The 22246-nt window shown below is 66.7% G+C and carries 18 protein-coding genes and 1 tRNA gene; 11 read left to right on the top strand and 8 right to left on the bottom strand.

Annotated features, from left to right (window positions below):
• Window positions 1–86 precede the first annotated feature (86 nt).
• The 3 genes from AC07O0_RS09855 (at window position 87) to AC07O0_RS09845 (ending at window position 3111) form a co-directional block, all read left to right on the top strand.
• A complete protein-coding gene (locus tag AC07O0_RS09855) occupies window positions 87–1457 on the top strand; it encodes a methyl-accepting chemotaxis protein (RefSeq protein ID WP_494622431.1) in 1371 nt (456 codons plus the stop codon).
• Between the two features lie 106 nt (window positions 1458–1563).
• Window positions 1564–2841 carry a solute carrier family 23 protein gene (locus AC07O0_RS09850; protein ID WP_494622429.1) on the top strand — a complete coding sequence of 426 codons (1278 nt, stop codon included), beginning with the start codon at window positions 1564–1566 and terminating at the stop codon, window positions 2839–2841.
• A 194-nt stretch (window positions 2842–3035) separates the two neighbouring features.
• A tRNA-Lys gene (locus tag AC07O0_RS09845) sits at window positions 3036–3111 on the top strand.
• 155 nt (window positions 3112–3266) lie between these two features.
• On the opposite strand, the gene AC07O0_RS09840 is transcribed toward AC07O0_RS09845, so the two are convergent.
• From AC07O0_RS09840 to AC07O0_RS09810, 7 genes are all read right to left on the bottom strand, one after another.
• Complete coding sequence (locus tag AC07O0_RS09840) at window positions 3267–4238, bottom strand: Csu type fimbrial protein (RefSeq protein WP_494622427.1); 972 nt, start codon at window positions 4236–4238, stop codon at window positions 3267–3269.
• Window positions 4229–6652, bottom strand: a complete 2424-nt coding sequence (locus AC07O0_RS09835) for a fimbria/pilus outer membrane usher protein (protein WP_494622425.1) — start codon at window positions 6650–6652, stop codon at window positions 4229–4231. The genes AC07O0_RS09840 and AC07O0_RS09835 overlap by 10 nt, the downstream gene beginning before the upstream one ends.
• Window positions 6653–6662: 10 nt before the next feature.
• A complete protein-coding gene (locus tag AC07O0_RS09830; protein WP_494622423.1) occupies window positions 6663–7424 on the bottom strand; it encodes a fimbrial biogenesis chaperone in 762 nt (253 codons plus the stop codon).
• Window positions 7425–7490: 66 nt separating this feature from the next.
• Window positions 7491–7967 (bottom strand): Csu type fimbrial protein, encoded by a 477-nt coding sequence (locus AC07O0_RS09825; RefSeq protein ID WP_494622421.1) that lies wholly within the window; start codon window positions 7965–7967, stop codon window positions 7491–7493.
• Between the two features lie 312 nt (window positions 7968–8279).
• Window positions 8280–8786 carry a cupin domain-containing protein gene (locus AC07O0_RS09820; protein ID WP_494622419.1) on the bottom strand — a complete coding sequence of 169 codons (507 nt, stop codon included), beginning with the start codon at window positions 8784–8786 and terminating at the stop codon, window positions 8280–8282.
• Window positions 8787–8916: 130 nt separating this feature from the next.
• On the bottom strand, window positions 8917–9939 hold the full coding sequence (locus AC07O0_RS09815; protein ID WP_494622417.1) for an alpha/beta fold hydrolase: 1023 nt from the start codon (window positions 9937–9939) through the stop codon (window positions 8917–8919).
• Window positions 9940–10020: 81 nt separating this feature from the next.
• Window positions 10021–10437: an organic hydroperoxide resistance protein gene (locus tag AC07O0_RS09810; protein WP_494622415.1), complete on the bottom strand. Its 417-nt coding sequence runs from the start codon at window positions 10435–10437 to the stop codon at window positions 10021–10023.
• A gap of 148 nt (window positions 10438–10585) precedes the next feature.
• Here AC07O0_RS09810 and AC07O0_RS09805 point away from each other — a divergent pair, with 148 nt between their 5' ends.
• On the top strand, window positions 10586–11074 hold the full coding sequence (locus AC07O0_RS09805) for a MarR family winged helix-turn-helix transcriptional regulator (protein WP_494622413.1): 489 nt from the start codon (window positions 10586–10588) through the stop codon (window positions 11072–11074).
• Between the two features lie 144 nt (window positions 11075–11218).
• On the opposite strand, the gene AC07O0_RS09800 is transcribed toward AC07O0_RS09805, so the two are convergent.
• Window positions 11219–12406 carry a pyridoxal-phosphate-dependent aminotransferase family protein gene (locus tag AC07O0_RS09800; RefSeq protein WP_494622411.1) on the bottom strand — a complete coding sequence of 396 codons (1188 nt, stop codon included), beginning with the start codon at window positions 12404–12406 and terminating at the stop codon, window positions 11219–11221.
• 148 nt (window positions 12407–12554) lie between these two features.
• Between AC07O0_RS09800 and AC07O0_RS09795 the strand changes: the two genes are divergently transcribed.
• From AC07O0_RS09795 to AC07O0_RS09765, 7 genes are all read left to right on the top strand, one after another.
• Window positions 12555–13256, top strand: a complete 702-nt coding sequence (locus tag AC07O0_RS09795; RefSeq protein WP_494622409.1) for a GntR family transcriptional regulator — start codon at window positions 12555–12557, stop codon at window positions 13254–13256.
• Window positions 13257–13464: 208 nt separating this feature from the next.
• On the top strand, window positions 13465–14448 hold the full coding sequence (locus AC07O0_RS09790) for a Bug family tripartite tricarboxylate transporter substrate binding protein (protein WP_494622407.1): 984 nt from the start codon (window positions 13465–13467) through the stop codon (window positions 14446–14448).
• Between the two features lie 161 nt (window positions 14449–14609).
• Complete coding sequence (locus AC07O0_RS09785; protein ID WP_494622405.1) at window positions 14610–15110, top strand: tripartite tricarboxylate transporter TctB family protein; 501 nt, start codon at window positions 14610–14612, stop codon at window positions 15108–15110.
• Window positions 15111–15120: 10 nt separating this feature from the next.
• Window positions 15121–16650, top strand: coding sequence for a tripartite tricarboxylate transporter permease (locus tag AC07O0_RS09780; RefSeq protein WP_494622403.1), 1530 nt, complete (start codon window positions 15121–15123; stop codon window positions 16648–16650).
• The gene (locus AC07O0_RS09775; protein ID WP_494622401.1) at window positions 16647–19580 is read left to right on the top strand and encodes an FAD-binding and (Fe-S)-binding domain-containing protein; all 2934 of its coding nucleotides are present in this window, start codon (window positions 16647–16649) and stop codon (window positions 19578–19580) included. Before AC07O0_RS09780 ends, AC07O0_RS09775 begins: the two co-directional genes overlap by 4 nt.
• A 43-nt stretch (window positions 19581–19623) precedes the next feature.
• Window positions 19624–20958 (top strand): YncE family protein, encoded by a 1335-nt coding sequence (locus AC07O0_RS09770; protein ID WP_494622399.1) that lies wholly within the window; start codon window positions 19624–19626, stop codon window positions 20956–20958.
• A gap of 206 nt (window positions 20959–21164) precedes the next feature.
• On the top strand, window positions 21165–22246 hold a 1082-nt coding region (locus tag AC07O0_RS09765; protein WP_494622397.1), incomplete at its 3' end, for a DNA translocase FtsK.

The raw sequence follows: 22246 nt of genomic DNA, 5'->3' as shown, positions 1-22246 counted from the left end.
CGGCCGAGCGCAGCGGCCCGGTTGGATCTCTAGGCCCTTCCTTAACCATTCGCAGGCAGCGTTGGCGTCAGACACGAGCCTGCGCGATGGCCGACGAGACGCAAAGAGATTCCCTGTTCGCGCCCGCGGCGCCCAATTCGCGCCTGGCCATCTTCGGCGTCGACGATGCGACGCTGAGGCTCGCCAGGGAACTCGCCTCGACGCTGGATGCGGCGATCGACGCCGCAATGGCGCTGCATTTCGAGCGACTCGATGCGCACCCGACCATGGGAGCCGCCTCACGCGCGCACGGAGCGGACTTGCGCACCGAGATGGCGCAGCACGCCCGCACGCTGTTCGAGGGACAATTCGACGAGGCGTATGCGGCATCGCTGCGGCGGGCCGTGCTGTGCGAGACGGCCTCGCCCTTCGGCCCGCGCACGCATGCGGTCCTGGCGATGACGGCGATCCGCTCGGTCTTTCCGGAGATCGCGCGGCGGCACCGTTTCTCGTCGCGGCGGACAGCGCGCGATTGCGTCAAGCTCGCGGAGTTCCTGATCGTCGACCTGGTCAATGCGCTCGGTGACATCCATGCGATGAGGGCCGAGCGGACGACGCGCTATGTGACGGATATCGCTGCGCTCGCCGATGATTTCCGCCAGCAGGTCGAGCAGGTCTCGAGCGAGACGGAGGAGGCCGCGGCGACGCTGAGCCGGGTCGCAGCCAGTTCGGCGGCAGCCTCGCACCGTGCGGGCGAGACTACCGAGGCCAGTCGGCAGAGCTGGACCGAAGTACGCGAGCGCGCGACGCAGACGGTCGCTTCGATCGGGCAATTGCGCCAGTCGATCGGCGAGATCGACCGGCGAACCCGGGAGAGCGCCGACATCGCAGCCGACACGGTCGCAGCGGCGGGAGAGGCGCGACGGACCATCGAAGGCCTCGCCGCTCTCGTGTCGGAAGTCGGCTCCGTCGTCGGCCTGATCTCGGAGATCGCGGCGCAGACCAATCTGCTTGCGCTCAACGCGACCATCGAGGCGGCGCGTGCCGGCGAGGCCGGCCGCGGCTTTGCCGTCGTGGCGAGCGAGGTGAAGTCGCTGTCCGCCCAGACCAGCGGGGCGACGGAGGCGATCGGCAGCCGGATCGAGGCAATCCGGCAGGCGACCTCGCGCTGCGTCGATGCGATGGCGCGGATCGATCAATCGGTCTCCGGCATGGCCGGGAACACAGCCGCGGTCGCCGGCGCCGTCACGCAGCAATTCGCCGTCAGCGAGGGGATCGCCCAGGACGCCCAGGCGACCACGGACGAGATCGAAGCGGCGCTGAAGCTCGCAGCGGAGGCCCTGCAAGCCATGGAGCGCGTCGGCGCTTCGGTCGACGAGATGAACACGCGCTCGGCCGCGGTCGGCACCGTCGCCGCCGGCCTCGCCGAGAACCTCAACCGCTTCGTCAGGTCGGTTTCCGAGCGACTCACCGCCTGAATCGCGGTTTTGCGGTGGACGGCGTGCGCGGCTCGCTTGGCGCAGGCCCGATTCTTGCCACTATTCGCTTCCGGTGCGCGCAGGCGCGATGGCTGGGAGCGGGACGATGGCTGGCTATTTTCCGAACTGGACGCTGAAGACCTCCGGCGATGTCATGCCGGACGAGCGCCTGCCGACCGGGCAGACGATCATCGCCGGCCTCCAGCATGTCGTCGCCATGTTCGGCGCGACCGTGCTGGCGCCGATCCTGATGGGCTTCGACCCGAACGTCGCGATCTTCTTCTCCGGGATCGCGACGCTGCTGTTCTTCGTCATCACCGGCGGGCGGCTGCCGAGCTATCTCGGTTCCTCCTTCGCCTTCATCGGCGTCGTCATCGCCGCGACCGGCTATGCCGGCACCGGCCCCAATGCCAACCTGCCGGTCGCGCTCGGCGGCATCATCGCCTGCGGCGCGGTCTATGCGCTGATCGGGCTGATCGTGCAGGGTGTCGGCACGCGCTGGATCGAGACCCTGTTGCCGCCGGTGGTGACCGGCGCGGTCGTCGCCGCGATCGGCCTCAACCTGACCGCGGTCGCGATGAACATGATCTCGGCCAGCGCCTACACCAAATGGATCGCGCTGTTCACGGTGGTCGCGGTGGCGCTGATCGCGGTCTACGGCCATGGCCTGGTGCAGCGCCTGCCGGTGCTGATCGGCGGGCTCGCGGCCTATATCCTCTATGCCGCGACGGCGACGAGTTTCGGCGCGCCGCCTGTCGATTTCGGCAAGGTCGCCGCGGCTGCCTGGTTCGGCCTGCCGAACTTCGTTTCGCCGGTATTCGATCCGAAGGCGATCGCGCTGATCGTGCCGGTCGCGATCATCCTGGTCGCGGAGAATCTCGGGCACATCAAGGGCATCTCGGTGATGACCGGGCGCAATCTCGACGGGCTGATCGGGCGGGGCTTTTTCGCCGACGGCATCGGCACGATGATCGCGGGCTCCGGCGGCGGCACCGGCGTCACCACCTATGCCGAGAACATGGGCGTGATGGCGGTGACGCGGGTCTATTCGACGCTGGTCTTCGTCGCCGCCGGCGTGATCGCCATCCTGCTCGGCTTCTCGCCCAAGTTCGGCGCGGTGATCGGCACGATTCCCGTGGCGGTGCTGGGTGGTCTTGCCGTCGTCGTCTTCGGCCTGATCGCCGCGACCGCCGGCCGGATCTGGGTCGAGAACAAGGTCGACTTCTCCGAGCCGAAGAACCTGCTGACGGTGGCGACTGCGCTGATTCTCGGCGCCGGCGACCTCAAGCTGCCGATCTTCGGCTATGAGCTCGGGGGCATCGGCACGGCGACCTTCGCCGCGATCGCGCTCTACCATCTGCTCAACCGCCGCAGCGCGGCCTGAAATCCTTGGAAAGCAGCCTGCCGTGCCCCCGCACGGCAGGTCTTTCACTGCCTCGTCGCGAGGTGCGCCGACATTATCCCAAACGAGTTTGCATATTTCTGTCGCAAACGGGTGGACAGGGCCGGGGGTGTTTGCTACATCGCCGGCCGTCGGGACGCGGTCCACGCCTCGCCGACAACGTCTTCGTGGCGTATGGGTGATTAGCTCAGTTGGTAGAGCAGCTGACTCTTAATCAGCGGGTCGTAGGTTCGAGCCCTACATCACCCACCACGAAATCTTCCTGACATCGACGAGAAGCAGTATCCGGGCGCTCTGTCGCTAACGGGATGGCTTTGCGCGTCGCCACCTGCGCTTCGCCGTGATTTGCGACAGTGGAGGCAAACCGCCCGGTTCCTCGCTCGCTGCGGGGCGCGGCGTGCCGATGCCTAGTACACGACCGTTGCGACGATGGTATCCGCGTAGAGGCCGGGAGACGGCGTCGCCTGCGACGGGACGCGACCGTGGATGGTGACGGTCTGGGCCAGGCCCGAGCCGGTCCCGACCAGCGTATCGACCCCCATTGTGTTGCCGAAGGGCAGCGTCCGGGCGCCATCGCGATAGAGCCCGTAGGTGACGAACTCCGCCCCTTTCGACATGCGCCGCTGCGTCGGATTGGTGGCACTGGCGAGGCCGCCGTCGAGCCCGACCTGATAGGCCGTCCCGTTGGTACAGGTCGGCGTCAGGCTGGTTGCGGCATCCCGAGCACTGCCGAGGACGCCGGCATTGCCGAAGTCGAGCAGGTTCGTCGTCACCCGGCAGGTCGGCGGGACGTTGGCAGTGATGTTGAACGTCGTGGTTTGAGAGTTGGTCAGGAGATTACAACCGAGCAGGAACGACAGAAGTCCGTAGCGGATACGGGCGTCCAGGCCGGTGAAGGTGCTGAGATAGCTCAAGGGAGCCGCGGTGGGCTGGCCGCTATGGACGCGGCCGGTGATGGTTTCGACACGGTTGCCGGTGCCGCCGGCCGAGAGCACGATATTGAAGCCCACCGGATTGGCCGAGCCGCCGGCCCAGCTGCTCGAACCCCAGGGCGTCATGCCGGTGCTGTAGAGCCCATAGCGTAGCTGCTGTGCGCCATTGACCATGAAACGGTTCGTCGCATCGGTGGCACCGCCAGTGCCCGGACCAAGATCGATGCAGATCCCGACGAGCTGCAGTGGCAGGCCGGTGCAGGTGACGGTCGCGGTTGCCGTCGCATCGACCTGGGCATTGGCCGTCACGTCGATCGGGCTGAAGACCATCGGCGTGATGCTCAGAGAGCAGGACTGGGCTGCGACATGCCCTGTCGCGGCGAGCATGCCGATCAGGATGAGCGCAAGGCAAGCCATGGCGCGATGGAGCGGCAAGCTCATCGGCATGGGACGGGCCCGATCGTGACCTGTACGCCCTCCTGGGAGGCGAATGGGAAGCGTGCGCTGCATTCGCCGTCAGCGAGGCGGATGCGGATCTCGTTGTCGGTGCCGAGATGCTCGACAAAGGCGCGCCCGTCATATCCCACGATGAAATCCGGCGCCGGGCTGGCAACGCCGCGCAGGCCCGGCTGAAGGGCGCCGCGCGTGCCGGCCGGCAGGGGCCTGCCGTCGCGCCCATGGAGAATGACGACCGCGGCGTTTACGGCCGAGCGAACCGCGAAATCGACCACGACGCCGGCCCTGTCCGGCGGCGCTGCGACCTCCTGCGTCGTTTCGGCCAGGGAGGTGACCGGCAGCCCGCGCGGGTCGATCGAGATCCGATTGGACTGATAGGAGCGCAGATTGGGGATCAGCGCCGTTCCGTTCGTGCCGGTGCGCGCCACGACGCGGTTCTCGTGGAGAACATCGACATCGGCAGCGCCGACCCTGGCGATGGCGAAAGCGTCGTCGATGCGGTTGGCGAGGAAGAGGCTGCTGCCGGCCGCGACCAGCGCGCCGTCGAGCTGCGCCGTTCCTGCGATACGCCCGGCGCTCTGCGAGATGCCGCCTTCGACCTGGCCGTAATTGCCACGATAAGCGACGGATGCCGAGCGGTAGCGCTGGCTGCCGGCGCCTTCGACGTCACGCAGGCGCCAGCCGATGCTGCCCGGCTCCTGCTGGATCGGCTGGCTCAGGTCGGCTGCGAGCGCCCAGGAGCCGCCGGACCGGGTGAAGCCGGCCGAGGATGTGATGTTGCTGCCGAATGGGAAGGACAAGCCGGCGAAGATGCCGGCCGTGCCGCGCGTCGCCAGGTCCGTGTACACCGTGGTGTAGAACGATCCGCCCCGGGGCAGGGCGCGCGAATAGCTCGCGTTGACGATGCGGCTTGTGCGCCCGCCGACCTCCTTGAGCTGGGCGAAGCCGAGATTGAGCCCGCCGCCAATGAAAGGTGCGGGCAAGCCGATAGAGATGCGATCGACCGCACGCGGCGGCAGCTGAAGCCAGGACCAGCCGCGCGGATCGGTGGAGGAGGCAGCGGTGTTGCTCGACGTGTTGAATGCGAGCGTACCGAGTGCCGATGGCGAAGCCGTGGCGGAGGCGAGGTCATGATAGTCGCCGAAACTGCGCTGGCTCGAGGCAAAGAAGGAGAAGCCGCCGAGGCGGGTCTCGAAGGCGAGGTAAGCGAGACCGCCCGTCGCTCCGTTCCGCCAGCTCCCGGCGCCCGCGGCGCTGACGAGCCCGACCGGCCCGAGCCCGACCACGGCGCCCAACCCGGCATTGCCGAAGTTGCGGGACCCTTCCCCATGCGCCATCAGAGTGACGCGATCGCTCAGCCCGTAGCGCGCGCTGCCCGAGCCGGCTGGGTCCTGGGCGTAGAGGCTGGAGCGCAGCCCGTATTGCAGGCGCGGCATGCCGATCTCGGCGGAAAAATCGCTCAGCCCCGGCCGCAGCAGCTTGCCCGATACCGCGAAGGGCAGGGTCGTCTCGGTCTGCTGGCCGGATGCGTCCCGCACGACGACGTTGGCGTTGCCGTTGCCGGAGAGGATCGGCACGTTGTTGATGCGGAACGGCCCTGAATCGACATCTTGCGAGATGGTACGGATGCCGTTGACGAAGACGTCGACCGTGGAGGGCACGGCGGCGCTGCCGTCTATGCTCGGCAGGGGCAAGGTGACAAGGTCCGGCCGCAGCCCAAAATTGCGCTGAATCTGCAGGCCTCCGAGCCGGACCGGGCGAGTCCAGGCGAGGCCGCCGGAGATGGTGTCGCCGGCCCGATAGGTCAGAAGCGTGGCCGGATCGGAATAGCTCCAGCTCGTGTCGAGCCGCAGGATGTCGGCCTTGTCCGTGGTGAGCGAACGGTTGGCGACGATCCCGGTCTGCGACAGCACGCCGAGGGGGCTGAAGAGGCGTCCATCCAGGCTGGCGGACAGGCTGGGGTAGCGCCAGAAATCATAGAGCTGGGCGCCGCTCGAGCTGCCGAAAAGCGTATAGTTGAGGACGGCGCCGGTCGTTGCCTGCCCCGCCTTGGCCGGCGCATCCGGCTGCGGCATCGCGTCATAGGTCTTGGGCTTCCGATAGGCGTCGGGCACCGCGAGATCGATCCGCTGCGCAGTTTCGTCGTAGCGATGGGTAAGGCCGGGAATGGCGGAGAGCGGCACGTCATCGTCGGGTCGAAACTGCTGCGGGACCCTGATCCCGAGCTCCTCCAGTTCCTTGCGGCGTGCCGACAGGGCGCCCGTTTCACTTTGGTGGAACGCGCCGATGAGGCCGACGGAATAGCCACCGAGGGAGACGTCGAGCTGGAGGTCCCGCGCGCGCGTCTCGGCAGCCGCATCGCTGCGAGGCGCCAGGAGGAGATTGGCGTTGACCAGCAAAACCACCAGCCAACGGCTAAGGGGCCGTTTGAACGAGCGCGGTCGCATTGAAGGGACCGGTTTCGCCGGAGCCGTTGATCGAGACCTTGCTGCCCGCGCGCGGCAAGGGCCCCGTCGTCGGAAGTGGCCAGCTCATCGTGCCTTGTCCGAGCGCGTAGCCGACCAGCCCCTTGTTGGCGCCGATGAGTTTGCCGGATGCATCGCGGATGCTGACCGCCGACAGCCGCAGATGGGTGTCGCCACGGTTCCTGGCGTTGAGGACGAGGTGCTGGCCGTGCCTGCTGATACCCCATGTCACATCCGAGCGTGAGGTGCCCTGGCTGGCAAAGAAGACCGGGACGACGTGGCGCAGCACGAGCGAGATCGTGCCCGTGCGCTGCTGCGGCTTGGGCAATTCGTCGATGACGAGGCGATAGGCCTCTTCCCCGGCCACGGCACGCCTGACGGTCCGGACCACGCGCACCGTATAGTCCTGACGCGCGCGCAATTCGACGAGCGGTGGGCTGGCGACGACGTCGCTGGTCGGTTCGAGCCGCTCCTCGCCGCCGGCCTGGACCCAGCGATACACCCGGATCTGCGCGGCGATGGGTTGCGTATCCGTGTTGCGGAGCGTGATCGTCGTGGCGGCGCCCGGAGCGGGCACGTCCAGCAGGACAGGAGCAACCTGCAGCGAGGCGGCCGACGCCATTGTCGTGGCCAGACCGCAGGCGATGGCCGAGGCGAAGCCATATCTCATCGCATCCTCCTCCGGCGATGGGCGCAGTTCGCCATTGGCCACGGCTGCGTGGCCCGCCCTGGACTGGATCGGTGAAGAGCTCGGTGGCGCCGGCGATGCCGGCAGTGATCAGTAGGTGACGGTTACGGTGATGGTGTCGGTGTAGAGGGCCGGGCTCGGCGTCGCTTGTGCTGGCACCCGGCCGTAGACGGTAAAGGCCTGGGCAGTGCCGGCCCCGGTTCCGGCTATGGTATCGGTCCCGATCGTCTCGCCCCAGTTCAGTGTCCGGGCCGGGTCACGCGACAGGGAGTAGTTCACCGCGCCACCGGCGCCGTTCATCTGCCGCGTCGTCACGCTGCCGCCGTGGAGGCCGGCATTGAGGCTGATGGTGTAGGGCGTCGTCGCGGTGCACTGGACGGTGATCGTGCTGGTGGAATCGACGCTGCTGGCGAGGACGCCGACGTTTCCGAAATCCATGTTGGTGGCGCTGGCGATCGTGCAGGCTGCCTGGATGTTGATCTGGACCTGGAAGGTGCTCGTCGCAGTCGCGGCATTCGCGCCGCTCGCCAGCATGCCGATCAGCGGTGCGATCCATATCGAGCGCATGCTCCCCCCCTTTTTCTACCCGTGGCGGTGTGTCGTAACCACTTCCCTCAAGGCGTGTGCCTGAGGTTGGAGAATGGACGTGCGTGGTTAATGAAATCTTATCGGGAGGCAATTCGTTTCATGATCACCTACGCATGCAATTCATGCTTTTGTTTTCGCGTTAGGTGAACCTCTTATACTGCTTGGCTCTGAATAAATTTTGCCTTCATAACGTTAGGTAATGTTTTGCCTGATGCGAACACGCGCGAGCCGGCGCTGGGCGCCGGCTCGGTGGGGCGATTTTGCGGGGAAGCTGCCCTGTGTCTCGATGCGTCAGGCGGCGAGGCCGCCTTGCGATCCCTTGTCGCCGCGCAGCATGTTGCGCAGCTGATAGGCGAGCGCCACCGGAGCGGGGAAGCGCTTGCGGCAGAAGGCGATCTTGCGGACGTACTTGTCGATCCGCCAGGTCGCCCAGGTCTTGCCGGCGAAGTAGGCGATGTCGCCCTGGCGCAGCGTACGCTGCGAGCCGTCCTGCGCGGTGACGTGGACCTCGCCTTCGAGGATCACGACCGTCTCGTCCCAGTCGAAGAACCAGCGGAACTCGCCGGCGGTGCAGTCCCACATGGCGGTCGAGGCGGCATCGTCGCCGGCGCGCGAATGCAGGCCGACACGCGCGAACGGTTCGCCCGAGATGATCCAGGAGGGCTCGATCGGGGAGGGCTCCAAAGGCAGATCGTCCATGCCGCGAGCCACCAGCGGCGCTTGCTCGACCGGGGCGGCCAACGGAATCTGCCGCAGCATCATCGCGGCGGCTCCGGCGAGCATCATTTTCAAGGCCATCAATTCCTCCCTAAAATCGCTTGGGATCATAGGGAAGAGGGGTAAAGGCGGCCCTCGGGAATTCCTCACATTTGTAGGCATCCGGTAACGGCTCGGGTAACCCTCCCGAGCCGCTGTCGGCAAAGCCGCTTCAGGTGCGATCGACCGCGTTGATGGCATCGGCAAAGGCGGCCGGAGCTTCCTGCGGCAGGTTGTGGCCGATGCCGCCATCGAGCGTCCGGTGCCGGTACCAGCCGGAGAACTTCTTCGCATAGATGGCCGGGTCGGGGTGCGGCGCGCCGTTGGCGTCGCCTTCCAGGGTGAAGGTCGGCACGGTGATGACCGGGAAGGCGGCGAGCTTGCCCTCCAGCGCATCGAACTGCGCCTCGCCCTGCGCCAGGCTGAGGCGCCAGCGATAATTGTGGATCGAGATCGCGACATGGTCGGGATTGTCGAAGGCTGTTGCCGAGCGCGCGAAGACCGCGTCGTCGAATTTCCACTTGGGAGAGGCGGTCTCCCAGATCAGGCGGGCGAAATCCCGGGTGTTCTTCGCGTAGCCGGCCGCGCCCCGTTCGGTGGCGAAATAGAACTGGTACCACCATTGCTGTTCGGCCTTCGGCGGCAGCGGGGCCTCGTTCAGCTTCTGGCTGCCGATCAGGTAGCCGCTGACCGAGACCAGGCCCTTGACGCGCTCGGGCCAGAGCGCCGCGACGATACAGGCGGTGCGCGCGCCCCAGTCGCAGCCGCCGAGCAGCACCTTGTCGAGCTTGAGCGCATCCATCAGCGCGATCACGTCGACGGCGAGCGCGCCCTGCTGGCCGTTGCGCGGCGTCTGCTGCGAGAGGAAGCGGGTTTCGCCATAGCCGCGCAGAGAGGGCACGATGACCCGATAGCCCTTGGCCGCCAGGAGCGGGGCGACATCGACATAGGTGTGGATGTCATAGGGCCAGCCATGCAGCAGGATGACGACCGGACCATCGGCCGGGCCTTGTTCGGCGTAGGAGACGCGGAGCACGCCAGCGTCGATCTGCTTGAGTGCACCGAAGGAAGACAGGGCGGGCGACGCCGCCAACGCCGGCTGGCCGGGGCCGAGCCCGGCTGCGGCGAGCGCTGTCGCCATCGCTCCGACGAAGAGGCGGCGGCTGGGATCGATGGTTTCGGAGGTCTTGTCCATGGTGGGGTGCCTTCTGCGCGGGAAACGTAACTGGGGACGGAAGGCGCCGGCGGAGATCTCCGCCGGCGCCTTCCGGTAGGGTCAGACGAGGTTGATCTCGACGTCGATGTTGCCGCGGGTGGCCTTGGAATAGGGGCAGGTCTGGTGGGCGGCATCGACCAGGGCGCGAGCCGTGTCGCTATCCAGCCCCGGCAGGGCGACGTTCAGGCGGGCCTGCAGGAAATAGCCGCGCTCGCCATGGCGCAGGTCGACCTCGGCATCGACCGCGGTCTCGGCGGGAACCGCGACCTTGCGCTCGCGCGCTGCCAAACCGATCGCGCCGATGAAGCAGGCCGACCAGCCGGCGGCGAAGAGCTGCTCGGGATTGGTGCCGGCGCCGGGCGCGCCGGGCGAGGTCAGATTGACCTCGAGGCGGCCGTCCGAGCTGCGGGCGGCGCCGTCGCGACCACCGGTGGTGTGAGTGCGGCCGGTATAGAGAACCTTGTCGGTCTGGGACATGTCGAGCTTCCTTGTGCTTTTAGATCGTGTTCGATCTAATCGGATGCGATTTTATATGTAAGCGGCTCACTCGATGTCAAGCCTTCCGATTTAATCGGATGCGATATATATTGGGGTGACGATGACGCGCTCACGACGAGGCCCGGCCATGTCCGCTCCGACCCCGAACGATCCGAAGGTGCCCAGACTCGCGGATTTCCTCTGCTTTGCGATCTATTCGGCCAATCTGGCCTATGGCCGCGCCTACAAGCCGATCCTCGATGAGCTCGGGCTGACCTACACCCAGTACATCGCGATCATCGCGCTCTGGGAGGAGGACAACCAGAGCGTCGGCAGCCTCGGCGAGAAGCTGTTCCTGGAGTCGAACACGCTGACCCCGATTCTGAAGAAACTCGAAGCGCTCGGCTATATCCGCCGCCAGCGCGATCCGGCCGACGAGCGACAGGTGCGCGTCAGCCTGACGCCGGAGGGGCGGAAGCTGCGCGAGAAGGCGCTGCCGATGAACCTGGTGGCGGCGGCCGGACTCGGCGAGGATTTTCCGGTGGTGCAGAAGGCCGTGGTCAGGCTGCGCAGCAACCTGCTGAAGGCAGCGCGGGGGCAGGGGGCGAAGGTGGCTGAAGTGGCCGAGGTCGACTAGCTCTTGGTCCTATACGGCCGTCATGGTCGGGCTTGTCCCGACCATCCACGCCTTAGCTTCCTCGATCGAGCGCGGTGTTCAAGACGTGGATGCTCGGCACAAGGCCGAGCATGACGGGGCGTGTTAGGCTGCTCTCTGTGAAGCTCAGGCTACGGCCTTGGCCTGGTTGCCAGCTTCAGCGCCTTCGAGATCGGCCATCGCCGCCGAAACGCCGCCGCTGCGATGGGGCACGCCTGCAGCCGCCAGGCCCATCTCGACGCCGGAAAGCGCGCCGAGCAGAGCGAGCTCGTTGCACTCGCCGAGATGGCCGATGCGGAAGACCTTGCCGGCGACCTTGCCGAGGCCGGAGCCGAGCGAGATGTTGAACTTCTCCAGTGCGATCTTGCGGAAGCGATCGGCGTCATGGCTCGGCGGCATCAGCACGCCGGTCAGGACCGGCGACTGCTCGGCCGGGTTCTCGCAGAGCACCTCCAGCCCCCAGGCCTTGACCGCGGCGCGGCAGGCGCTCCCGAGGCGCTGATGGCGGGCGAAGACCTGATCGAGCCCTTCCTCCTGCAGCATGGCGAGCGCCTCCTTCAGCCCGTAGAGGAGGTTGGTCGCCGGCGTGTAGGGGAAGAAGCCGCCAGCGTTGATCTTGATCATATCCTCCCAGTCCCAGAAGGAGCGCGGCAGCGTATTGGTCTTCGAAGCCGCGAGCGCCTTCTCCGAGACGGCGTTGAAGCCGAGGCCGGGCGGCAGCATCAGTCCCTTCTGCGAGCCCGAGACAGTGACGTCGACCTGCCATTCGTCGTGGCGGTAATCGACCGAGGCGAGCGAGGAGATGGTGTCGACCATGAACAAAGCCGGATGGCCGGCGGCGTCGATCGCCTTGCGGATCTCGGCGACACGGCTGGTCGCGCCAGTCGAGGTCTCGTTGTGGACGACCATCACCGCCTTGATCTTGCGGGCCTTGTCTTCGGCGAGGCGTGCCTCGATCGCGGCCGGATCGGCGCCGCGGCGCCAGTCGCCCGGGATGAACTCGACTTCGATGCCGAAGCGTGTGGCGATATTCTTCCACAATGTCGCGAAATGGCCGGTCTCGGCCATCAGCACGGTGTCGCCGGGCGAAAGCGTGTTGACGATCGCGGCTTCCCAGGCGCCGGTGCCGGAGGAGGGGTAAATCACCACCGGCTGCTTCGTCTTGAAGACGGCCTTGCTGCCCTCCAGCACCGTTTTGCCGAGCGCAGCGAATTCGGCGCTGCGATGGTCAATGATCGGCATGGCGATGGCGCGCAGGATCCGGTCCGGAATCGGGCTCGGGCCGGGAATGTGCAGGAAGTGACGCCCTTGCATGATGTTCTATTCCTCCCAGGGGGCCGGGCGCTGTTGCGCCGCTGGTTGATATTTTGCATTCATTTTTTGAAAGATCAATCGCCTTGTTGTATGCTAATAATGCGTGATCGGGCTCGACAATGGGCGCGAGCCGACTTAGCGATGATGCATGAGCGAGCCATTTCTCGATACCCTCGACGAGCAGGGGCCGGCGCTGGCCGAGGCTGCGAGGCCGGTCGCCTCGCTGCATGAGGGGCTGCTGGTCGCGCTGCGCGACTTCATCGTCGAGGGCAATCTCGCCGATGGCGCGCGCGTCCCGGAGCGGGCGCTGTGCGAGCGCTTCAACATCTCGCGCACGCCATTGCGCGAGGCGCTCAAGGTGCTGGCGGCGGAGGGGCTGATCGAGCTCCTGCCCAATCGTGGCGCCCGGGTGCGCCAGCTCAGCCCCGAGGATATTCGCGAGCTCTTCGACGTGATGGGTGGGCTCGAGGCGCTGGCCGGGCGATTGGCCTGCGAGCGGATTTCGGAGGCGGAGTTCGCCGAAATCGAGCGGGTTCATCACGAAATGTACCGGTTTTACCTGCGCCGCGACATGCATGGCTATTTCCACTGCAATCAGTTGATCCATCAGCTGATCGTCGCAGCGGCCGGCAATGCGACGCTGTCCGCGACCTATGCGGGTCTCGCCGGGCGGATCCGGCGGGTGCGTTATTCGGCCAATCTCGCCAAGGACCGCGACCGCTGGGGCGAGGCGATGCGCGAGCACGAGGCGATCCTCGATGCGCTGCGCCGGCGCGCCGGCTCGGAACTCTCCGACATCCTGTTCCTGCATCTGCGCAACAAGCAGAAGGCGGCGCAGGCTTCGGCCTGACCGTCATTGCGAGGAGCCTGGGCGACGAAGCGATCCAGGGGTGGCGGAGTTTGCGCCTCTGGATTGGTTCGCTGCACTCGCCGTGAGGCGCACGCAGCAAAGATCGTGCTCATTTTTTTATTTCTGAAATTTTGGATTGAATGCAAAAATTTTTGGTCTAAGGTCCCTGCATCGCGCCGTTAGAGCGCAATCATTGGAGGGAGCGATCATGAAGCAGCACTGGTTGGCCGCGACCGCAATTCTGACCGTCGGCATCGGGCCCGCAGCCGCCTGGGAGCCGAACAAGCCGATCGAGATCGTGGTGCCGTTCTCGGCGGGCGGGGCGTCCGACCAGATGGCGCGGACGATCCAGGGCATCATCCAGAAGCAGCAATTCACCAAGCAGCCGATTATCGTCGTCAACAAGCCGGCGGCCGGCGGCGCCGAGGGCATGCTCGACATCCAGAAATCGGTCGGCGATGCGCACAAGCTGATCACCACCTCGAGCGGCATCTTCATGACGCCGATGGCGACCAAGCTGGCGCTGAACTGGACCGACTACACCCCGGTCGCGATGCTGGCACAGGATTCCTTCCTGCTCTGGGTGAACGCCAAATCGCCCTACAAGAGCGCCGGCGACTTCATGACGGCGGCGAAAGCCGCGAGCCCGGCGCTGAAGATCGGCGGCACCTCGTCCAAGCGCGAGGACAACCTGATCGTCTTCGCCATGGAGAAGCAGGGCGGCACCAAGTTCGCCTACATCCCCTACACCTCCGGCGGCCAGGCCTCGACGCAATTGTCAGGCGGGCATGTCGAGGCCACCACCAACAACCCGGCCGAGGATCTCGCCAACTGGCGCGGTGGTGCCACGCGTCCGCTCTGTGTCTTCTCCGAGCAGAAGATGGCCTATAGCGAGAAGGTTGCGGACGGGCAGTCCTGGGCCGACATCCCAACCTGCGCCTCGCAGGGGCTGAATGTCAGCTACCAGATGCTGCGCGGCATGTTCATGCCCGGCAAGGTCAGCAAGGAGCAGCAGGCCTTCTATGTCGACCTGTTCAAGAAGGTCTCCGAGACGCCGGAGTGGAAGGACTATCTCGCCCGCAATGCGCTGGCGGCGGATTACCGCGACGGCGAGGCCTTCGTCTCCTTCCTCAAGGCGGACGAGCAGAAGCACGAGAAGCTGATGGCCGAGGCCGGCTTCATGGCGAAGTGAGACCACTCGACGCGACGTGAACCTTTGCCGCCTCCAGTCCGGGTCATCCCGGGCGCAGCGAAGCGAAGACCCGGGATCCATTCCTGAACTGTTCCGGCATGGATCCCGGATCGGCGCCGCTGATGCGGCTTGTCCGGGATGACATGGGAGGGGACGGAATAATGTCGAGCCCTAGTGAAACCGAAGCGCCGGAGCGCGGCATCTCGCGCCGCCCGGTCGAGATCGCAACCGCCTTGCTGCTGATCGGGCTCGCGGGCATCGTGCTCTACGACTCGCATGGCCGCGGCGCCGGCTGGGATGGCGGCCCGCAGAACGGCTTCTTCCCGGCCCGCGTCGGCTGGATCTTCCTCGCCGCCTCGCTCTTCATCCTCTGGCAGTCCTTCCGCCGGCCGGACGGGATCTTCGTCACCTATGAGCAGTTGCGCCAGGTCGTCAGAGTGCTGGGGCCGCTCGTTCTGTTCGTGGCGTTGATCCAGCCGCTCGGGATCTATGTCGCCTCGGCGATCTTCATCATCGCCTTCATGGCGGTGGTCGGCACTTCGCGCTGGTGGTCGATCCTGATCACGGCGCTGGTCGTGCCGGTCATCTGCTTCTGGGTCTTCGAATTGCAGTTCCGCGTGCCCCTGCCGAAGGGCCCGCTGGAAGCTGCGCTCGGCTATTGAGGGTCAGCGAATGGACGATCTTGCCTCCCTCATCGCCGGCTTCCAGGTCGCGCTCTCCTGGCACAATATCGGCTTCATGGCTGTTGGCGTCATCCTCGGCATCATCGTCGGGGTGCTGCCTGGCCTCGGCGGGCCGAACGGTGTCGCGATCCTGCTGCCGCTGACCTTCGGCATGGACCCGACCTCGGCGATCATCCTGCTGTCGTCGATCTACTGGGGCGCGCTGTTCGGCGGCGCCATCACCTCGATCCTGTTCAATATCCCGGGCGAGGCCTGGTCGGTCGCGACCACCTTCGACGGTTATCCGATGGCAGTGCAGGGCAGGGCGGCGGAAGCGCTGACGGCCGCCTTCACCGCCTCCTTCATCGGCGCGCTCTCGGGCGTGGTGCTGATCACCTTCGTCGCGCCGCTGGTCGCGCAGTTCGCCCTCAAATTCGGCCCGGCCGAGTTCTTCGCCGTCTTTCTCCTGACCTTCTGCTCCTTCATCGGCATGGGCCGGGAGAACCGCGCCAAGATCATCGCCGCACTCTGCATCGGCTTCCTGCTCGCGGCGGTCGGCCTCGATTCGATCTCAGGCGATCTGCGCATGACCTTCGGCTCGACCGAGCTGATGCGCGGCTTCGACTTCCTGATCGTGGTGATCGGCCTGTTCGGCGTCAGCGAGATCCTGCTGACGGTCGAGGAAGGGCTGGTGTTCAAGGGCAAGCAGGCCAAGATCGACCTGATGGTCGTGCTGCGGACCTGGGCCGGACTGCCGCGCTATTGGGCGACGCTGCTGCGCTCAGCGATCGTCGGCATGTGGATGGGCGTGACGCCGGGCGGCGCGATCGCCGCCTCCTTCATGGGCTATGGCCTCGCCAAGCGCTTCTCCCGGCAGGGCAAGAATTTCGGCAAGGGCGAGATCGAGGGCGTGCTGGCGCCGGAGACCGCGGCGCATGCTGCCGGCACCAGCGCGCTGCTGCCGATGCTGGCGCTCGGCATTCCCGGCTCCGCGACGGCGGCAGTGCTGCTGGGCGGCCTGCTGGTCTGGGGACTGCAGCCCGGGCCGATGCTCTTCGTCGAGCAGAAGGATTTCGTCTGGGGCCTGATCGCCTCGATGTATCTCGGCAATCTCGCCGGGCTGATCATCGTGCTGGCGACGGTGCCGCTCTTTGCCGCGATCATGCGGATCCCGTTCTCCTTCGTCGCGCCGGTGATTCTGATCGTCTGTGCGATCGGCGCCTACACGATCTCGAACTCGATCTTCGACATCTGGCTGATGCTGATCTTCGGTGTGGTCGGCTATGTCTTCAAGAAGCTCGACTATCCGCTCGCCCCGATGATCCTGGCGCTGGTGCTGGGCGACAGGGCCGAGGATGCCTTCCGCCAGGCGCTGCTCGGCTCGGGCGGCTCGCTCGGCATCTTCTGGGCAAACGGGCTGGTCGCGACGCTGGTCGTGCTCGCTCTGCTGCTGCTCTGCTGGGGGCCGGCCAGTGATGCGATTGCCGCGCTGCGGGGCCGCGGCCGTGCCAACGCCGAGACCGCCGAGGCCACCCGATGACGCAGGCCGCGCTGCCGCGCCCGCACAGCCGCAATCTCGGCTTCGAACGCAAGCTGTCGCAGGCGCTGGAAGGGGAGGTGCGTTTCGACGCCTTCACCCGCGGGCGCTACGCCACCGACGCCTCGATCTACCAGATCGTCCCGCAGGGCGTCGCCTTCCCGAAGAGCGAAGCCGACATCGCCGCGGCGCTGACGATTGCCGCCGAGCATGGCGTGCCGGTGATCGCGCGCGGCGGCGGCACCTCGCAGAACGGCCAGCCGATCGGCGATGCGCTGATCCTCGACATGAGCCGGCATTTCAACGCGATCCGTGACTACGATCCGGCCGCCCGCACGGTCTCGGTCGCACCCGGCATCGTGCTGGAAGCGCTCAATGGCCACGTGAAGAAGGACGGGTTGTTCTTCCCGGTCGAGCCTTCGACGGCGAGCCGCTGCACCATCGGCGGCATGGTCGGCAACAACTCGTCGGGCGCGCGATCGCTGCGCTATGGCAAGACCGTCGACAATGTCATCGCGCTGAAGGCGATGTTCCATGACGGCGAGCCCTTCGCGCTCGGCGAGGGGCCGGTCGGCGACAATGCCTCGCCGCGGGCGCGAGCGCTGATGGAGCAGATGCTGGCGCTCGCTGATGGCCATCGCGACGAGATCGAGGCGATCTTCCCGAAGGTGCAGCGGCGCGTCGGCGGCTATAACCTCGACGAGCTGATCGTGCCGCGGCCGAACCTGTCGCATCTGCTGGTCGGGTCGGAAGGCACGCTGGCGCTGACGACGCAGGCGACGCTGAAACTCTCGACCCTGCCGCAGCACCGCGTCATGGGCGTCTGCCATTTCCCGAACTTCCGCGCCGCGATGGAGACGACGCAGCACATCGTCGCGCTCGGGCCGGTCGCGGTCGAGCTCGTCGACAACAATGTGCTGGTGCTCGGCGCCGACATCCCGCTCTTCGTGCGCACCCTCGCCGACATCACCAAGGGCAAGCCGAACTGCCTGCTGCTGGTCGAGTTCGCCGGCGACGATCTCGCCGAGCTGAAGCGGGACCTGAAGCGGCTCGACCAGTGCATGGCCGATCACGGCTTCCCCGATGCGGTGGTCGAGGTCGTCGAGCCCAGCAGACAGAAGCCGGTCTGGGAAGTGCGCGAGGCCTGCCTCAACATCATGATGTCGATGAAGGGCGACGGGAAGCCGGTCTCCTTCATCGAGGACTGCGCGGTGCCGCTCGAGCACCTCGCCGACTATACCGACGCGGTCACCGCCCTGTTCGAGCGGCATGGCACGCGCGGCACCTGGTATGCGCACGCCTCGGTCGGCTGCCTGCATGTCCGCCCGATCCTCAACATGAAGACGGAAGCCGGCGTGAAGGCGATGCGCGGCATCGCCGAGGAGGCCTGCGAGCTGGTGCGCCGCTTCAAGGGCTCGTTCTCGGGCGAGCATGGCGACGGCATCTCGCGCTCGGATTTCGTCGAGCCGATGTTCGGGGGGCCGCTGACCCGCGCCTTCGAGGCGGTCAAGGACGGCTTCGATCCCGGCAACCATCTCAACCCCGGCAAGATCGTCCGCCCCTACCATATGGACGACCGCAGCCTGATGCGCTTTTCGCCGGGCTACGCCACGCCGGTCCCGGTTGAGACCGCGCTCGACTGGTCCGACTGGGGCGGCCTCGGTGGCGCAGTCGAGATGTGCAACAATAATGGTACCTGCCGGAAGATGGCGGGTGGCACGATGTGCCCGTCCTATCGGGCGACGCGCGAGGAGCAGCATCTCACCCGCGGCCGGGCCAATACGCTCAGGCTCGCCATTTCCGGCCAACTCGGGGAGGGCGCCTTCACCTCGCCGGAGATGAAGGAGACGCTCGATCTCTGCGTCTCCTGCAAGGGCTGCAAGCGCGACTGCCCGACCGGCGTCGACATGGCCCGGATGAAGGTCGAGTTCCTGCATCACTACCATGCCAGGCACGGCCTGCCGCTGAAGGAGCGGCTGATCGCCTATCTGCCGCGCTATGCGCCGTTCGCCGCCAGGCTCGCGCCATTGATGAATCTGCGCGACCGCATCCCGCTGCTGGCGAAGCTCAGCGAACGCTGGCTCGGCTTCTCGGCACGGCGCTCGCTGCCGGTCTGGCGCAAGCCCTGGCGAGAGGCGGCTCCGCCCTCGAACCTGTCTGCCGTTAAAGGCGACGGCCGCGACATCGTCCTCTTCGGCGACACCTTCAACCGCTATTTCGAGCGTGAGAACCTGGAGGCGGCCGAGCGTGTGCTCAAGGCCGGCGGCTATCGCCTGCACCGCGTCGAAGCTGCGGGGGGAGGGCGGCCGCTCTGCTGCGGGCGCACTTTCCTCTCGGCTGGATTGGTGGACGAGGCCCGGGCCGAGGCGAGGCGCACGCTCGATGCGCTCGCCCCCTTCGTCGCCAAGGGCGCGCGGATCGTCGGGCTCGAACCCTCCTGCCTGATGAGCTTCCGCGACGAGTTCGGGGCGTTGCTGCCGAAGGCGGAGGTCGAGCCGCTGGCCAAGGCGGCGCTGCTGATCGAGGAGCTGCTGGCCGCCGACATGGCTGCCGGCCGGACCAGCCTGCCGCTGCAGGACCAAAGCGGGCGCGTCGCGCATCTGCACGGGCATTGCCACCAGAAGGCCTTCGACGCGATGGGTGCGGTCGAGAAGACTTTGCGCGCTGTGCCGGGGCTCGAGGTCAGGCCGATCGAATCGAGCTGCTGCGGCATGTCCGGCGCCTTCGGTTATGGCGCCGCGACGATCGATGTCTCCTTGGCGATGGGCGAGCTCTCGCTGCTGCCCGCAGTGCGCAAGGCCGCGCCGGACGACCTCGTCGTCGCCGACGGCACCAGCTGCCGCCACCAGATCCATGACGGCGCCGGCCGCGAGGCCGTGCATGTCGTCAGGGTGCTGGATGCCGCCCTCAAGGAGCAAAGCACGCCGACATAGCGAACGACGAACCCGGAACCGGGACCACCGAGGGAGGACGATCATGCTATCGAAGAGGCTTCTCGGGACTACGCTGGCGCTCTGCGCGATCGGAGGCGCACACCAGGCCATGGCGAAAGACTATTTCCTCGCGAGCGGGCGCTGGGACAATGTCGTCCTGGTCATCGATCTCGAAAAGGCGATCGATCCGGCCAATGACGGGACGGCGAAGGCGGTGGTCAATCGCTTACGCGTCACCCCGGACATCCAGGTGGACGGCAAGACCGTGGTGTCGAGCGGCCAGCCGATCTCGATCGCGATCGCACCGGATCAGCGCCGCGCCTATGTCGTCAATCATTCCGGCCGGACCGCGCCGGAAGCAGCCGCCGCCTTCCAGCACGGCCATGCCGGCACGGTGACGGTGATCGATCTCAAGAAGGCGCTCGATCCGGCCAGCAACGGCACGCTCGGTGCGGTCGAGGGCTACATCGAGACCGGCGGTTTCGGCCCGACCGGGTTCGCCATCGCGGCAGACGGCAAGCATGCGGTCCTCGCCCATGCCGAGCAGGAGGGCGACGAGGATGGCGGGCGCCATCTCAGCATCGTCGACCTCTCGACCAACAAGGTCATCCGCAAGGTCGAGCAGGCCTATGGCAAGCCGGGCTTCCCCTGTCCGCCCAATCCGGTGCCGCATCGCGCGCCCGATCCGAAATTCGGCTGCTTCCCCGACACCAACGGCGTTACGATCAGTCCGCTCGGCGGCGGCACGATCTTCGGCGCCAATGGCGGCACTGACGACATCACGGTGATGAGCCTATCTAAGGCGATCGCCGGCGAGAGCGGGGCGGAGGTCGCGCGCATCCCGGTCCAGGCTGGCGGCTTCGGCATCTCGACCAGCCCGGATGGCAAGCTCGTGGCCCATGCCTCGCGCGAGAACGCCCAGACCGACACGCCCGGCAACACCGTCAGCATCGTCGATGTCGAGAAGGCGCTGAGCGACCCCGGCAAGGCCGAGGTGGCGCGTGTCCTTGTCGGTACTGATGACGGGAAGACGCCGACCCGGCCTTTCGTCGCCGCCTTCCTGCCGGACGGCAAGCGCATTCTCTCGACGCAGTTCCGCTCGAACAACATCGACATCATCGACGTCGCCAAGGCGCTCGCCGGCCAGCCTGCGACGATCAAGCGCGTCGAGCTGAAGACGCCGGGTGGCGAGCCGTCGCGACCGCGTGGCATCGCAATCACGCCGGATGGGAAATATGCGGCGATCACCGGGGCGCCGAAGGGCAAATCCAATTCCAGCGTCGTCTGGATCGTCGATCTGGCGAGCTACGAGGTGAAGGGCCGCGTCACCGAAATCGGCAATGAGAGCTATATGATCGGCGCCTTCCAGGCCGATTGAGAGGGCAGGGCGCAGGCCACGATCCACAGCTATTTCCGGCGCGGATTCAGGGGCTGTTAACCCTGCGCCGGTACCTCTCGATGCCCAGTCGAGTGAGTGTCGGGCCTGCGTAAATCATGCGTCGAATCCATCGCAATCTCCAGACGAACAGCGCCTCTCCCACGGCTCGGATCTCGGATCAACTCTCTGATTTCGCTGATATTCCGGTGCCTGCCCCGGTTGATCTCCACGCCTCCGCGGGACAGAGCGCGCAAGGGCTCGTCCGCTACGGACGCACGCCTGACAAGGTCCGCCGGCAGGAGGTCGAGCGCGTCGCTGCCGAGGTGGCTGTTCCGCTGCCTGAGCCCGAGCCGGAAACTCCTGTCGATCCCGGCCGCGTCCGCTATTGGCGCACCCCCCAGCGCATGCTGCAGCAGGTCTGGGGTAGTGGGTCTCCCGAAGCGCCGGCGCCTGAGCTGGGGCCGGAGGTCGAGCTTGAGATGGCGGGGGAGGGCGAAGACGCGCTGATCGCGCCGGATCTTGATTCGCCTCTGCCGGAGGAGAGCTCGACAGAGGCCGTTTCGACCCCATTCGCTTTCCTCTCCGACGCGGCCTTCTGGGAGTTCATCCCGGACGCCGAGCAGGAGGACGAGGCGGCGTTCGAGAGCGCGCCGCCGGTCCTCGCAGCGAGGGCGCCGCTGGAGGCGGCCCGACCGATCGCGCCGATGGTCGTGGCTGAGCCGGTGCGCCCGGTTTCTGCTCCGATTCCCGCGCCTGCGTCGGCGACGATGACCTTCGGCTGGACCCAGCCCTATCGTTTCGAGCTGAGCCTGACGCCACCTGCGCTGCAGGTCGTCGCGCCCGCTCCTGAGCCGGTCGCCCCGGCGCCTGCGCCCAAGGCCCAGGCTCCACGCCGCAGGATCATGGGCCAGCTCGCTCCCGCCGCCGCGCCGGTCGCTGCTTCTGTGCCGAAGGCCATCGAGGCGGAGGTCGCGCCCGCGGCCGCAGCGCCGAAGGTTTCGGTCGTGCCGGCGGCGCCGAAGCTGCGCGCGGCCATGCCAATGCCGAAGCCGATCGCGTCGATGGGCTTCGAATTGCCGCCGATCGAGTTCCTGGCCGAGCCGCCGCAGATCGCCACCGCGATCCCGATCGAGATCATCCAGCAGAATTCCGGCCTGCTCGAAGGGATTCTCGAAGACTTCAACGTTCGTGGCGAGGTGGTTCAGGCCTGCCCCGGCCCGGTGGTCACGTTGTACGAGCTTGAGCCTGCGCCTGGGACGAAGTCGTCGCGGGTGATTTCGCTGGCGGA

Source organism: Allobosea sp. GW821-FHT10B12 (genome assembly GCF_059415545.1).
This window is presented reverse-complemented; position numbering and strand designations above follow the sequence as displayed.